Annotated in this window: 12 protein-coding genes and 1 riboswitch; of the genes, 2 read left to right on the top strand and 10 right to left on the bottom strand. The window is 57.0% G+C overall.

Features of this window, described 5'->3' with window-relative positions; genetic code table 11:
• Nucleotides 1–9: 9 nt before the first annotated feature.
• From AB1772_04885 to AB1772_04855, 7 genes are all read right to left on the bottom strand, one after another.
• Complete coding sequence (locus AB1772_04885; GenBank protein ID MEW5795678.1) at nt 10–669, bottom strand: biopolymer transporter ExbD; 660 nt, start codon at nt 667–669, stop codon at nt 10–12.
• A gap of 92 nt (nt 670–761) precedes the next feature.
• Nucleotides 762–1,232 (bottom strand): biopolymer transporter ExbD, encoded by a 471-nt coding sequence (locus AB1772_04880; protein MEW5795677.1) that lies wholly within the window; start codon nt 1,230–1,232, stop codon nt 762–764.
• Nucleotides 1,233–1,249: 17 nt separating this feature from the next.
• Entirely contained in the window at nt 1,250–2,011 is a 762-nt protein-coding gene (locus tag AB1772_04875) for a MotA/TolQ/ExbB proton channel family protein (protein MEW5795676.1), read from the bottom strand.
• Nucleotides 2,012–2,040: 29 nt separating this feature from the next.
• On the bottom strand, nt 2,041–2,910 hold the full coding sequence (locus tag AB1772_04870) for a hypothetical protein (protein MEW5795675.1): 870 nt from the start codon (nt 2,908–2,910) through the stop codon (nt 2,041–2,043).
• 28 nt (nt 2,911–2,938) lie between these two features.
• The gene (locus AB1772_04865) at nt 2,939–4,834 is read right to left on the bottom strand and encodes a tetratricopeptide repeat protein (GenBank protein ID MEW5795674.1); all 1,896 of its coding nucleotides are present in this window, start codon (nt 4,832–4,834) and stop codon (nt 2,939–2,941) included.
• Nucleotides 4,835–4,901: 67 nt separating this feature from the next.
• Nucleotides 4,902–5,123, bottom strand: coding sequence for a hypothetical protein (locus AB1772_04860; GenBank protein MEW5795673.1), 222 nt, complete (start codon nt 5,121–5,123; stop codon nt 4,902–4,904).
• Between the two features lie 245 nt (nt 5,124–5,368).
• A complete protein-coding gene (locus AB1772_04855; protein ID MEW5795672.1) occupies nt 5,369–6,556 on the bottom strand; it encodes a hypothetical protein in 1,188 nt (395 codons plus the stop codon).
• Nucleotides 6,557–6,641: 85 nt separating this feature from the next.
• On the opposite strand from AB1772_04855, the gene AB1772_04850 reads away from it, so the two are divergent.
• Together AB1772_04850 and AB1772_04845 are read left to right on the top strand one after the other, a co-directional pair.
• Entirely contained in the window at nt 6,642–8,159 is a 1,518-nt protein-coding gene (locus AB1772_04850; protein MEW5795671.1) for an oligosaccharide flippase family protein, read from the top strand.
• 96 nt (nt 8,160–8,255) lie between these two features.
• Nucleotides 8,256–10,271 (top strand): S9 family peptidase, encoded by a 2,016-nt coding sequence (locus AB1772_04845; protein ID MEW5795670.1) that lies wholly within the window; start codon nt 8,256–8,258, stop codon nt 10,269–10,271.
• A 57-nt stretch (nt 10,272–10,328) separates the two neighbouring features.
• Here the strand turns inward: AB1772_04845 and AB1772_04840 are convergent, their stop codons facing one another.
• The 3 genes from AB1772_04840 to AB1772_04830 form a co-directional block, all read right to left on the bottom strand.
• Nucleotides 10,329–10,748, bottom strand: coding sequence for a hypothetical protein (locus tag AB1772_04840; protein ID MEW5795669.1), 420 nt, complete (start codon nt 10,746–10,748; stop codon nt 10,329–10,331).
• Nucleotides 10,749–11,034: 286 nt separating this feature from the next.
• Nucleotides 11,035–12,957 (bottom strand): TonB-dependent receptor, encoded by a 1,923-nt coding sequence (locus AB1772_04835; GenBank protein MEW5795668.1) that lies wholly within the window; start codon nt 12,955–12,957, stop codon nt 11,035–11,037.
• A 66-nt stretch (nt 12,958–13,023) separates the two neighbouring features.
• Nucleotides 13,024–13,214, bottom strand: a riboswitch (cobalamin riboswitch).
• 430 nt (nt 13,215–13,644) lie between these two features.
• On the bottom strand, nt 13,645–14,789 hold a 1,145-nt coding region (locus AB1772_04830), incomplete at its 5' end, for a hypothetical protein (protein ID MEW5795667.1).

The following is a 14,789-nucleotide window of genomic DNA, read 5'->3' as shown; positions in this document are numbered from 1 at the left end:
CGGTTTGCGCTACCTGAGATCACCGCTGGCCAGAGCCGCCTGCTCGGCAAAACTCTGAATGCGGTCATCTCGTTCGACCCACTCACCAATGGCGTACCGGTAAGAGAACTTACCATCCGCCTCAGTCAGCTCGTTCACCTTCTTGTTCAGTTGCTGGGCCAGGCCGGCGTTCCAGCCCCGCTCCAGATAGTCGATTTCGTCAAGGATATTGACCATATCCTCGTACCTGGCCTTTCGGTTAATCAGCACCAGCGTGTTCAGCTTGGGATTCTCCCGGTTGAGGCTAATCAACAGCGTCCGGAGGCTGTCGGAATTCAGTCGGTACAGCACCGTGTCCGGCTTGTTTGGATCCGACGGCAGCAGCTTTGGAGGGTTGCTCTCCTTGGCGGTGCCGATGTGCCACCAATACCGGCTGAGGGAATCGACCCGAATGGTCAGAAGATTCGATTCCTTGATCTCCAGCGTGTCGACCATCTCCTCCGGCTTGGGCAGGTTGATCTCCATCGCCTGAGGCATCGAGAACACCGTGGTGACCATATAGAAAATCAGCAGCAGAAAGGCGATATCGACCATCGGCGTCATATCAATACGGATTGCCAGTCTCCGTTTCGGACGGCGCAGGCCTTTCTTATGACCCTTTGCTGCTCTTTCGACGACTTCGCCTGCCATTTATTCTCACGCTCCCTTCGACGGCACCGCGATGTCGCGCTCAGGGAATACCGTCAGGTTAACGATCACACTTACCTTGCGCCCTGCGACGATCAGCTTTCCACCTCGTGGTCAGTGATTATCAGGAAACGGTTCAGTTGGTTTTCCTGCATCTGTTTCATGATATCCTGCATCAATCCAAAATTCGCCTTGTGGTCGGCTTTCACCACTACCAGGGCGCGGAACTGCTCGCCGCGGGCGCGCAACAACTCGGGGGCAACGTTGTATATGTCGACTTTGCGCACGATGCGCCCCTTGGTCGTTATCAACTGACCCTCGATTTCCACCTCAACTTCCTTGACGAAATCGACATAGACCGAGTCGTCCTTGGTGACGGTCAGGTTGATGATGTCTTTGTCGGGAAGCTCGATCTGGGAGTGCGACTCCGGCAGATCGACCGCGCGCGCTTCCGGTGGTTTGAACGTGGTGGTCGCCATGTAGAATATCAGCAAGAGAAAGGCGATATCCACCATCGGCGTCATGTCAATCCGGATGGAAATCCGGCGTTTTTTCTTAATAGCCATGGTTGCCTGCACTTCCGTTAGGACTTGGCCTCTTTCGCCTTGAGCAACTGGATCACCTCGAACGTGGCCTCGTCGGTCGTGTAGTTAAACGCGTCTACTTTGTTAACAAAGAAATTATAGAAGAAGATTCCGAGAATACCTGAGATCAGTCCGCCGGCCGTATTGACCAGCGCCTCGGAAATACCGACTGCCAACTGGGTGGCGTCAATCACACCGCCCTCGACATTACCGGTCGCCGCAAAAGCGCGGATCATGCCGATCGTGGTGCCGAGCAGGCCGACCATGGTGGCGATAGACGCGATTGTAGAGAGAGCGATCAGGTTGCGTTCCAGTAGCGGACCTTCGAGGGCGTTGGCCTCTTCGATGGCTGTCTGAGTTAACGTGATCTTCTTTTCGGCGTCGATGCCGTTATTGTCTTTGACTTCGCGATACCGCTCGATACCGGCTCGAAGTACGTTGGCGGTCGTGCCGCGCTGTTTGTCACAGGCCGCCAGGGCGCCGTCGTAATCGTTGTTCTGCAGGAGCGTGATCAGCTTCTTGAAGAACACCTGGACGGAACTTTTCCCCTTGGCCACAGCGTAAAGGGAAAAGTACCGCTCGATCACGAACACGAGGAGCATGATCAGAATCATGATCAGCACGACAACCAGGGGTCCGCCCTGGTAGATCGAGTGGATGATCGGCGACTCCGACGTTCTGAATACGCCATAAAAAAGCCCAAAGCCGATGGCGAACGCCACGACGGCGTTCAGTGTGACGAATAGCGTCTGTTTAACCACTTCTTCAAATCCTCCGAACAATAGTGCAATTAGATTTCAATTCCTTTGACCGCCACGACTATCGAGGCAGCCAGCGCCACGAATATCCCCCACGACAGGGTGTTGAACACCGCGCCTATGCCATAGCTTCCGCCCAGGCTGGCGAATGTCCTCTCGGCATCGAAACCGTAGCTCGAACCGAAAAAGGACAATATGACAACAACCAGGAGCAGCAGGAGGGGGATCCAGTTAAGGCGCAGGTTTTTCTTCAACATGACGGCGATGTCATCCGGCTTTCCCTTCAGCCCAAAGAGGCTGTAGAGATTCATGATGGGGATGGCCAGACACGACAACGTGAAAACGAGCATCAGTAGTCCCGAGAGCATCAGGATGAACCCTGACGAAAACACCGCCCCGCCGACTGAGCCGAGCGAACCGAACATCCCGAGGCCGGAAAGCCGCGTGAACACTTTGTGCGTCTTAGCACGAGCGGCGTGACCGGTGATGATTTCCTCGTTGGCCCGCTGGCCGGGGCGGGTGGCTGTCACACCGCCGGTCGTACCGGAAGTCTGAGACGCACCGCCCTGGGATGTCGACACACCGGCGGCGGGTGTATCCGCTACCACGGTGTAGGCCGAGTACCAGGGGAGAAAAAGGGCCAGTAGCATGATGACCGAGGCGATCGCCAGAACCAGGCGCTCACCGGAGCCGACACGCTCTTCGAGCAGTTTGCAGTCATCGCGGAGCGTATCTCTGGATTCGCGCCGTTTGCGCACGGCGTCCACGAGCCTGACCTTCTCGGCGTCGTTTGAGAACAGGTCTTTCGGAGTGCCGGGGAATACCTCGAATCCGATATAGCGATATCGCTCCTGATCGGTTATCCTCGATCCTCCAGGGCTTATTTTTTCCCCATCTGCCATTCAAACACCTAACATCTTCGCGTTGTAATCAATTGAATTCGAATTGGGTATCGTCGGCGCCCTTCCTGGCCTCAGCGTTGTTAGGGTCACACTTCAAGACGCGGCCGTACCATTCAAAGGCGTTCTTGTAATCGCTGTTCGCGTCGGCGGTGCCGGCCACCGCCCGAAGGTGGTACGCCTGGGCGATCCAGGTCATGAGCGCGACATCCGTGCACGGCCCCTTGGCGGAGAGACACTCCTGCGCCTGCAGCATGTATTTGAGGGTCTTGCTCAGATCCTTCCCGCAGATACTGCCGGTGAAATAAGCGAAACCGATCGACTTTTTGGCCTGACAATTGTTCGGGTCCAGCGCCAGCACCCGCTCGCAGGCGGCCACACCGTTGGCGCAGTCCTGAAGCTGGTACAGGTAAGTGTTGGCCAGGCGCTCGTAAGTGGAGGTATCGTTGGGCATGAAATTCAGATACTGCTTCATGTAATCTACCGCCACCTGATAGTAGTTGAGCGACGGGTTCGTGAACGTATCGACGACACTGCCAGCGGCAGCCTGGTCCTCTTCAAGCAAACCCTCGTCGTCCATAGCCCCGGACTCATCTCCGGCGATGCGCAAGGCACAGAGCGACGCGTTCTTGAGAATGGTGGCCGAGGCGCTGTCGACACCGGCGGCTTTGCGGAGCTCGTAGTAATGCATCGCCTCGCCGTAGCGTTCGAGCGTATGCAGCGCTACCGCCAGGTTCTGCAGTACGCGCGGCTGGTTAGCGTCGGCGTCAAGCGATTTGCGGTAGTATCCGACCGCTTCCGAGTACCGCTTGGGCTGGCTGTAGAAGTAGCAATCCCCAAGAATCTTGTAGAGTTCCGCCTGGTCGACACGCGAGGCATTGTCGTCTTGTGACGCCGCCCATGCCTCGTGTTTCTCCATCAGCTCAGCAGCGCGGTCATACTGCTTGACCCCCCAGAGTGCCTTGCCGTAGTGGAAGTAGATATCACGCGGCTCGTAGGGAATGGCCAGGACCTTCTCAAAGTACGGCAGCGCCTCTTCATAGCGGAAGATGTTGGCATACGCCATAGCTGTTTCGAAAAACGCCCGCACGGTGGTAGAATCGGGCTGGACATTGGCCAACTGGATATAGCGCTCGTACGACCCTATCGCGTCGGCAAAGCGCTGGAGGCGGTCTTCGCGAACGCGTGACGATAACCCCGCTTTGAAGTAGATACCGCCGGCCCGGTTCCAAGCGGGCGCGAATGTCGAGTCGCGCGACAACACGATACGGAGCTTATCTATTGCACAGGTGTAATCTTTGTTCTCGAGACAGGCCTCAGCCCAGTGGAAGTATACCTCGGTTCCGGCCGTATCCAGAGCATGGGCGATTTCGTACTCGCTTACCGCCAGCGCCGGTACACCCTGGTAAAAGTTGACATCACCCAGAGCGATGTGGTACTCCGCCCGAGTGGAATCGGCGGCCACCGCGCGCCGCAGTGAGCGATCCGCCTCCTGGTATTCCTTGCGCGCCATGAACACCAGGCCCATACCGTACTCGAAACGGTCTTTCATTTCGCGGGCTTTTTTCAAGCCTTCCGCGAAAGACTTCTGGGCGCCATCGAGGTCTTCAACCTGGAGCTGGCACTGTCCGAGATAGAAAAGCGATTCGTAGTGCTTCTTCTTTTTCTCCACCGCCGATTGAAAGTATCCGAGGGCCTTTCGGAAATCACCTCGGCGACACGAGATCAAGCCGAGCACATGGTAGTTGTAATGGTAGGTCGGATCGGTCTGGATAGCTTTTTCGATATGAGCAACAGCGGCCGCCGTATCACCGGCGTCGAGGGCCGCCTGCGCATTCTGGTCGAGAGTCTCAGCCGAGGCCCCCGTGGGGAGCACTATCGAGGCCGCCGCCAACCACAATGCTGCTGCTAAGATGTTCTGTCTCAATGCCTTCTCTTCATTCCCGTCTTACACAAGACGACTAAATTATGGTATTGTCCTCTATTGTCAAGCCCTAATTTCCATCGCGACGATACGATGTACCTACTTTCCGTGGAGTGACCTCCGAACCAAGAAACCGCCAGAGCCGCCAGATGAAGTACATGAGGGCCGCCGAGGCAATTACCAGCCGACTGATATCGGAGAGTACTGCTTCGAAACCCAACTCGATATAGGCGCCACTGGCCAGAATCAAAACACCGGAGATCAGGTTCATAAGTCGAGTCGCGACCACCATGGCCGCCTCCTTTCTTTTATACTACCGGCGGCATACGAATTTCTTCCTAAGACCGCCCATAACAGGCACTTCCGCCGATGACCGCAATAAAGATGGACAACCCCGGTGCCGGATAAGAAATCCCGTGGTAAGTCGCTGTTGGACAGGGCCTGGAATCACGGCCTACAAGCGGGCTTCGTACATTTGAACTGAGTGAGCGCAGTATCTGCGCCCCGGAAGGAAGGCCATCCGCAGATGGTGGTTGTCTACGGAATCGGGCGGTCGCGGTAGGTGATTGCGCGCGGACCTGGTTCGCCCCACCTGAACCAGACGCGGACACTGTCGGCCGAGGGATATACCATCCGGGCAAGATCTGTCCAGGGTCTCGTCTGTCCGGCGAAGTCAAGAGCTGGGAAGAACCGCCGGTCGTGAGAGAGTCGATTGAGTAAACTCCGGATTTTCCAGTTAGAGTTCCCGATCCGCTCTATCACCCCTGTTCCCAACGTATCGACCTCGAGAGCAAATACAACCGTTTCTGCTAAACTCATGCGATGAACAGAATCCGCGATAGCTCCCGACCAGTCGCGCTTGGGTACGGGGGGCATTAGCTCGCCGATCGTATCCGGCAGGAGTCGGATTCTCAATCGGTCCCAAATTGGCAACGATTCGGCAGACTCGAACGAGACGGCTTTGGTCGGGTAAGCGGCGTTGGGCAGCAGCGCCACTACAAGGTAATTCGTGGACGGAACCGCGCGGCTCTTCACGCGCATCGGCTCGTATTCGCCCCAGTCTATCGCTGCTCGTATCTGCTCGGTGAATGCCGGGGAGGTGGACCTCACAAGCTCGACAGCAGTGACCTCGCCCAGGGTATCCAGATCGACACGGAAGAACTTGTACTCGTATTGAAACCAGTCGGACAACGGATCGATCTCAAAATTATACGACGGAAAGCTCCTCAGGCGGGCGGGCTGGATTCCCAACGTCTCGAAAGCAGCCCAATAGTGCTCACTTTTGTCTACCTCGGGGCGAACGCCGACCGGAAAGTGCACTATTGGCTTGGGACCCACGTCGCCAATCTGCACTGCGACCCTCAAGGTCATCGCCGACACAGTATCGTTGTTCCGACCCGGTTCGAATCGGAAACCGCTCAGGTACAGCGCATAAAAATCCGCGACCGGTTGATCGGCCGGCGACTCGGCCGCTACACCTATCACCCTACCCTTATGGTCAATCGACAGCAGAACCGGAATGATACGCTCCGCACCGGTAATCGCGGACGTGTCCCCCGCCCAGGTTTTGGCCGCCACCGGGTACGGCAGGCTGATGCCGTAATGCGACGGGCGAGGTCCAAGTGTCGTCTCTCTTTCGACCAGCGAGATCCACGGACTGCCGCAGCCGGCCCAGAGTGCGGCGAACAGCAGCAACGTCAGCAGAACATAAGCGCAACGTGACATAGAGCCGTTTCACTCACTATCCGGTTGCAGTAGACGTTTGACCCGGTTATCCTTGAATCGATTCTGGAACAAGGACAGACAGACAGTGCCCGACCATCGCCAGCTCTCAAGAAATATCTGGACCTCGTGGGTGGGGTACGCGCTCCGCATTGTCATCAGCTTCCTGTTCGTTCCATATATCACAGCGACCCTCGGCGATGCCCGTTACGGCGTCTGGGTGCTGGTCTTTCAGACTATCAACTACTTCGTCCTGCTCGATTTCGGTCTTGAGAAAGCGCTGCTTCGGTTCATATCGAAATATCTCGGCACGGGCCAGTTCGGGCAAATCAACAAAGTCCTTGGTGCCACCTTCCGGCTTTATCTGTTCGCCGGTTCGCTAATCATAGTTGGCTCGTGGCTCGCGGCAACCTTTTTGTTCGACTTCTTCAGAATCGGTGATCCGTCGCTGCTGTCAGAGGGTAAGACGGCCCTGGTGATTATCGGCGTTTACATGGGGATGCGTTTCTATCTACTCCCGTTTGCAGGGTCGCTCGGCGGCTTCCAGCGCTTCGACATATCGAACCTGCTGCACATGCTCGAAGATCTGTTGCGCACGCTGATAATGGTGGCACTTCTGGCATCGGGGTACGGCCTGGTCCCTCTGGCTGTCGCCATACTTGGCATGAGCACACTCAAACAGATCGCCGCCATCATCTGGCTTAAGCGCCTCTACCCTCAAGTCAGGATTTTCCGGTCGACCTCAGACAGGACTACCACCCGCGAATTGCTGGATTACTCCAGGGTCACGTTCGGCATCACGCTCGCCTGGCTGGTGATATTCAACACTGATGCAGTCCTGCTCGGACTTCTGTCGTCCGCCGCCGCGGCCGGAGTTTATGCCCCGGGGGCGCAACTGATGCTTTATCTCCGCAACGCTGTTAACGTGATCGCTTCGCCCCTGACCACAAGAGTTTCGGAGCTCGAAAGCCACGGCGACCTGGATGGTATTCGCCGAATCTACCTCAAAGGTCTCGCGTATACATCGTATCTGTCATTCTTCATGACCGTCGGAGTGGTGGTCTACGCCCGCCCGTTCGTGATGCTCTGGCTGCCGCCCGAGTTCGAGGCCTCCTCCGAAGTCATGCGAATTCTGGCGATCGGCTCGGCGTTCTTTGTTCCCCAGATCATTGGCAACGCCGTGCTTTTTGGAATTGATCGTCACGGGCTCATACTACAAGTTCTGGTTGTGGAGAGCGTGACCAAAATTGCATTCTCTCTCTTGCTGATTCCCAAATACGGACTGATCGGTATGGCCTGCGCTGCGGCCCTGCCCCAACTCGTACTATACCTGACTATGTACCCGATACTGATCAGCCGCGCGCTGGGCCTGTCAGTGATCCATATTCTCATGTCCGGCGTTCGCTCAGGATTCCTGGCGATGTTCGCCACACTGCCGGTGGCGGTGCTTATTCGCACAATTGTTCCACCCTTCTCGTGGGGAGCGTTTATCATAAATGTATTGACAGTATCGCTGGCAGCGAGTGTGGGTGGGTGGTTTGTGCTTGCGCCTTCGGATCGCGCGCGGATTAAGAACCAAATTCGCCGGGACAGCCACGCCACCTGAGGTCGTGTCTACACTTTCACCTTTCGCTTGCCCGGCCCCGACATTTGCCCTACCATGCGGCCTAACATTCTCCCTTTTCGGAAAGGACTGAATTTCGTGGAACGCAAGACCAAGACCTCCCGCCACAAGATGTCAGTGCAGGATCTGTTTCGCCTGAGACTTGTCACCGGGCTGGCACTGTCGCCCGACGAAAAGAGAATCGCATACTGCGTAGAACGCATCGACGAGAAGTCCAACAAGTACTTCCAGAATATATTTATGCTCGACATCGCCTCGGGCACGTCGACCCAGTTCACCCACGGCGACCATAGCGACGGCCAGCCGGTGTGGTCACACGACGGCAGCCGTATCGCCTTCGTATCGACCCGCGACAAGAAAACCGGCATCTACGTGATGCCGTCGGCGGGCGGGGCTGAGAAACGGTTGCTCGAAATAGAGGGATCGGTGGGATCGCTGCAATGGACCCCTGACGGCCGCCACCTGGTGTTCGCCCTTCGCTACAAAGACTCGCATTTCATCGAGGATGAAAAGAAGAAGGCCGAAGCTCCGGTCTTCAGACACATCACCCGCCTGTATTACCGCCTCGACGGTGAGGGGTTTCTTCCTAAGGATCGATATCAGGTGTACGTCCTGGGGGTAGCCGACGCTAAACCAAGAAAGCTGACCTCAGGCGCTCGTGACAATCACTCTCCCAACGTGTCACGCGATGGCCGTTGGGTGGCCTTCGTGTCAAACCGGTCGAAGAATCCTGACCTTGACATGCTCCGTGATGATCTCTTCATGATTCCTCTAGGAGGCGGCAGGGAACGGCGGGTTCCTACTCCGCCGGGACCAATTAGTTCGCCTCGCTTCTCACCCGACGGTCGCAGGATCGCTTATATCGGCCACGACAACCCGGACGATGCCTGGGGAGTCACTAATCTCCACGTGTGGATGGTCGGTGTGAACGGCAGACCGGCGGCGCACGATTTGATGCCGATGTTCGACCGGATGGCGATTGATCAAACCATTCATGATACCGGCGATCTCCACGGAGAGAACCCGCTTTACTGGTCTGCTGATTCCAAACAACTGTACTTCCACAGTTCCGACACCGGCGCCAACAATCTCTTCTCGGTTCCGGCGCGCGGCGGAAAACCGACTCGGATTTACCGGGGTGACTGCCACATCAAAGGTTTCTCTATAGCGGGGAGGGCGCGTGTCGCCGCGGCCTTGCATGCTGACCTGAAGAACCCCGGAGACATAGTGGTCTGCCCGCTGAAATACGGCGCCGAGAAACAGGCGCGACGGCTAACCGATATGAATCCGTTCCTGCGGTCGGATATCCAGCCCAGCGCGATGCGCGAAGTCTGGTTTAAATCGTTCGACGGTACCGAGGTACAGGGCTGGCTCGTACTTCCGCCCGGATTCAAGCGCAGCCGCCGCTATCCCGCGATCCTCGAGATTCACGGCGGCCCCCGCACCGAGTACGGCTACACATTCTTTCACGAGATGCAGTACCTCGCAGCTTCAGGATATGTTGTCCTGTACACCAATCCAAGAGGGGGCTCGGGCCGGGGCGAGATGTGGGCCGACGCGATCGCCGGCGGCTGGGGCGATCTCGACTACAAAGACTGCATGGCCGCAGCCGACTGGCTGGAACGCCAGAGTTTCGTGGATCCCAAACGTCTTGGACTTACAGGCGGATCCTACGGCGGGTATATGACCAACTGGATTATCGGCCACACCCATCGGTTCAAAGCGGCCGTGACCCAACGGTCCGTGGTGGAACTAAAGTCGTTCTTCGGGTCCTCAGACATCGGCTACGAGCTCGAAAGGGAATTCGCAGGCCGTCCGTGGACCAATCCCGAAAACTACGAAAAGTGCTCGCCTATAACCTACTTCCGTCATGTGAAGACACCGGTGCTGATTCTCCACAACGAACAGGATTTGCGCTGCAACATCGAGCAGGCGGAGCAGATGTACACCATGCTGAAAGTTCTTGGCAAGACTGTCGAAATGGTCAGATTCCCGGAGGAACCGCACGGTCTTTCGCGGCACGGGCGGCCGGATCGCCGAGCGGCAAGACTGGAATGGATAAGGAGATGGTTTGACGCATACCTGAAAAGGTGAAAAGGGAGTGTGCGGTCAGACCCGGCAGCACGCCAACTCTGCCAGGACGAATCGGGATTAGCTCTGCGCCTCTTTGCGCTTCTTACCTAACCAGTTGTTCTGAAGATACTGTTCCCCCTCCTCCCAAGTACGGAAGGTCTGTGAGACCTTCTTCGTTCCGCCCTTGACGAACATCTCGTTCAGCTGTCGGAATGTGCTTACGTTGTTGATGATGTAGATCGACAAGGCCACGCCGTTTTCTCTCGACCAGGCCATGTGCCTGCCGATAACCGTGGTGACCTCGTTCCGCGAGGTCTTCCAGTTCGTCAAATCGACAATCTTGGCCCAAGGACGGCCAAGCAGCGGCGCCGCTTCCCGCTTGAAATCTTCATGATACTGGCGGGCCGTATCGGCCTGCCACTGTCCGTAGACCTTAACGTAGACGACGGCGTTTTCTTCGTCTACATCTATGCTGTATTCCATGCTCCAACTGGTCATGGCTTCCTCTTGTCGGCCTTCGAATGGCCAGCTAGTTTTTTTGTTCTTGTGGCGAGGTTCCTTCCTGACGCTGAACCTCGTTGTTTTGTCAAATGGTCGCTGTCTGAATTGTGAGAAAAAGCCTCAACCCAGGGCTGTCAGCACCCATGTTATTATACACGTATCCCCCGCAAAGGCAAGACAAAAAAATGTGGTGTACGACCGATTCGACAGCACCGCCAGCCGCCGGGGCGATCAAAGTCGCCCCGGAACCGGTTTGAGTGACCAGCAATAAAGCCTGGGAGGTTCAGAGTACCAGGTCGATTCCAACCGAGATGGTCCGCGGAACCGGACTAAAGTACAAAACCTCTTCGTAATTGGCGTCGAATACATTGCTGATTCGACCAAAAACCCCAATCCCTGGTTTGAAGCGATACTGCCCGGCCAGGTTGACCGTAGTATATCCGTGCAAAATGACTCGTACGGGCGGCCAGGGCGCGTAATCTGTGTCCTCCCGCTTACCAGTGTAGATGCCCTCCGCGTGGAACTCAAGAGACTGCGTGAGTAGCTGATCCACCTGCACGGCGGCTTTGTTTCCGGGTCGGCGAACTAGCGCCAGATTTGATTGGCGATCACGGGCATTGGTATACGTGTAGTCACACCGAATCCTGGTCGAACCAAAGTCAACTTCAGCAAAGGATTCGACACCCCGAGTGCGGGCCTTGGCCACGTTTGCCATCCGTCCTGTCACGGCCCCAAACTGAATGAGATTGTCAAAGCTCGTGTGGAAGTAGGTCGCACCGAGGGCGAGTCGATTGTCCAACAGGCGTACCTCCAGGCCGAATTCGCCTCCTCGGGTGCGCTCAGGACGCAACGCCCGGTTGCCGGTGGTCGGGTCATAAATCTGAAATAGCGCGGGCGCTTTGAAGCCGGTGCTGTAAGCCGCCCGACATTTCATCCCCAGCGCATCGATTAGGAATGCTCCTGCCAGACGATAGGTTGCCTTAGTTCCAAAAGTGTCGTGGTCATCGTAACGCCAACCTGCGTTAGCGAACAAGCGCTGGCCAAGGTTGAACTCGCCCTGACCGTAAACGGCAGATGTTCGCGCGGCTGCGCCTTCGATTCGACTTTCATAGTCCCCCCACAGGCTGCCGAAAAAGAGCGCCTGATCAAGCCGATCTTCTTCCGTCTCCAGCCCCAGCGAGAACCGCTGCGACTCACCCCACATGACTGTTGATTGCCAGTCGAACTTAGTGCGTCGCCCGTCGTAACGCGTGTCATTCGTGTCGCCCGGATGTTTGCCGTCGACCCGATCGACAGTCGACCGCTCGTAATCGGTCAGGTAGGTTCCGAACCGCTGGGTCCAGCGCCCTGCCTGGATATCGTGGCCGAAACAGGCAGAGAGGAATCGTTCCTTTGAGTTCATGGTGTAGTTGGGATCGTCGAGCGCGCCGTAGCTCTGATCGAGGTCGGTGTCGCTGTCGGCCATACGCCCTACCAACCGTAATTGGGTTTTTGTCGACGGACGGTACGCCAGAGCTGCTGTGACTGTGGTATTGTCGAAACCGTCATCTTCCAGATCGCCGTTTCCCGACGTGGCGGAAACACCATCCGTGCTACGCCGGGACAGTTCCATTGAGTAGTCATGTCTCTCAGTTCCGGCGTGCACCCATAATCTCTCGGCATGGCTGTTCAGCGAACCACCTTCCACCGACAGGCCCACCTGCGGTCGCCCCAAACCTGTGCGAGTGAAGATCTGAATCACCCCGCCCATGGCGTCCGACCCGTACAGCACGCTCTGCGGCCCGCGCAGGATTTCGATCCGGTCTATGTTGTCGAGAGCGAGTGTCGCGAGATTGACGGCGTTGCTTGGCGACGACGGGTCGTTGATCTTGACCCCGTCGATGAGCATCTGCACGTGTTCCGAGTTGGTGCCGCGCATGAAAATCGCGGTCTGCTGTCCCGGGCCGCCCGCCTGCACAACATTCAGGCCGGGGACAGATCGCAGTATCTCGGTGACATTACCGGCCTGGGAACGCCGGATGTCGTCGGCAGTAATAACCGTGATAGAACTGGCGATCTGCCTTACCGGTGTGGCCAGACGGTTGGCGGATACCACAATGGAATCGTCAAGATGATAGGGGTTGAACTCCCCGCCCGAGCGTTCCTGCGCCCGGGGTCCCGTCGCCCCCGCGGCCAGCAGGATGCCCGCAATGAAAATGCGCCGCATAGCAGCCTCCTTGTGAAGCCGGCTCGGCGCGAGACACCTTTCCTGACAGCCCGCGCTGCCGGCGATGCAACGATGTGATGTTTCGGCAGGTTTCCTGGCTTGGGCTTCGATCCTCCACGCGGCGCCTTCCCCGTCCACCGGGACGAGTGGCCGATTGCCACCGGAGTAGCCGTTACAGTAGCGGGGCTGCGACGGACTTGCACCGTCTTCCCTATTATCCGCCCACTGCGGGCAGCACCGAAACGATTTCTGATATTATACGCGCCGATTTGGAGAGTTGTCAAGCAAGAGAGTGATTTGTACCCACCAAATGGGTGGGATGTTCTCGGGGGCGGTCCGCCGCAGGCGGATCCTCGTCTGCGTGGGCGGCGGACCTCTCCGTCTGGGTGGGCGGCAGACGTCCTCGTCTGCCCCCGTCGTGTCTTCACTCAGGCGTCTTGACCGGGCAGACCGGGAGGTCTGCCGTGCACACGTCTCTGCCGCGCACAGGTATAGTTGATGAGAATGTCCACGACATACGGAATTACTGTTCGACAGGCTTAGGGTGACCTAGGGAACGGTAGGGCAGAATCCATGGATTGTTCGCGTCAGCGAGCAATCAGCGATTCTGCCATCTGCGGCGGGTCGCCCGCGTAAGCGCGCGACCGGTGATTCCGCCGACCATGGCGGGTTCGAAGCGGACCCGCCCTACTTCAGAATCACGAACTTCCCGATCTGCGTTCGCGTCGGTGATTCGACCACCCAGTAGTAAAGGCCGGATTCCACCGCAAGGCCGGAGCGGCTTACCAGATTCCACCAGTCGTGCATCGATTCGGGACCGCCGTCAGGGAAGTCGTGATCGATCGAGCCCACTAAGTCACCGTCAAGCGTGAAAATGCTGATCTTGCAGACGCGCGGCAGATTGCTGAAGTGGATGAGGCGGGCGCGGTCAGGAATGATCGTCCTCTTGCGATTCTCGTAGCCTAACTCGTGATAATGGGCGTCGACACGGTACGGGTTCGGATAGACGATGACATCGAGGTTCTGCTCTTCCACTATATTAGATGATGTTTGGGCGTAGACCTCGGTAATGTTGTTCAGAGGATTCGTCTCATCCGGAGGTAGATTGCCTCTGCCCCCGGCGTAGCCGAAATCAAAGACCGTCACGCTGACAAAGTAAGGGACAGTCGGCAGAAGATTATCGATGATGTACTCGTACTCGTAGAATTTCGGCAGGCGGCGGCCGTGTTCCATGGTGATGTCATCATCGGTCCAGAGCGTCGAATCAGTGCCGGGATTGACAGCGTCAGGATACGCCTTGTGGATGCCGGTAATAGAACTGAGATCAGCTAAGTTGGCATCGACCGGTGCGAAATAGAACGCGCTGTCGCCCTCAAATCGTGGCCGCTCGCGGGGATAGCGCAGCGGATCGAACTCAGAATCGTTGTGGATGATACGCAGCGAGTCTAAGCTGTACGGCGGGTCGTCATTGATCCAGCGATTCTGGCCCGACCCAAGCTCATGATACTTGAACCGGAAGAAATCTTCTTTGTCATAGCTCGATAGAATTGCCAGGCTCGTCCTGCGATTGTCAAGACCGGTGTAAACGCGATACCCCTCGAAGTCAACCAGCCCGGAGAAGCGGTCTTTGGTTGTCTCTGAAAAGTACCCGTTCCACCGGATGACAATCCTCCCCGGCTCGGTCTCGAAGCGTGTGAACGGTATCGGCGGCGGGGTGTTGCCGCGAAAGTCTGGAACACCGTCCCCTTTGTACCAGGTCGTCTCGCCCTCACAAACACGAAATTCACCGAAGTATCCGTCCGAATCCGTATCTACTCCCGGGTTGTCATACA

Source organism: Candidatus Zixiibacteriota bacterium, from assembly GCA_040752815.1.
Lineage (GTDB): Bacteria > Zixibacteria > MSB-5A5 > GN15 > FEB-12 > JAGGTI01.
This window is presented reverse-complemented; position numbering and strand designations above follow the sequence as displayed.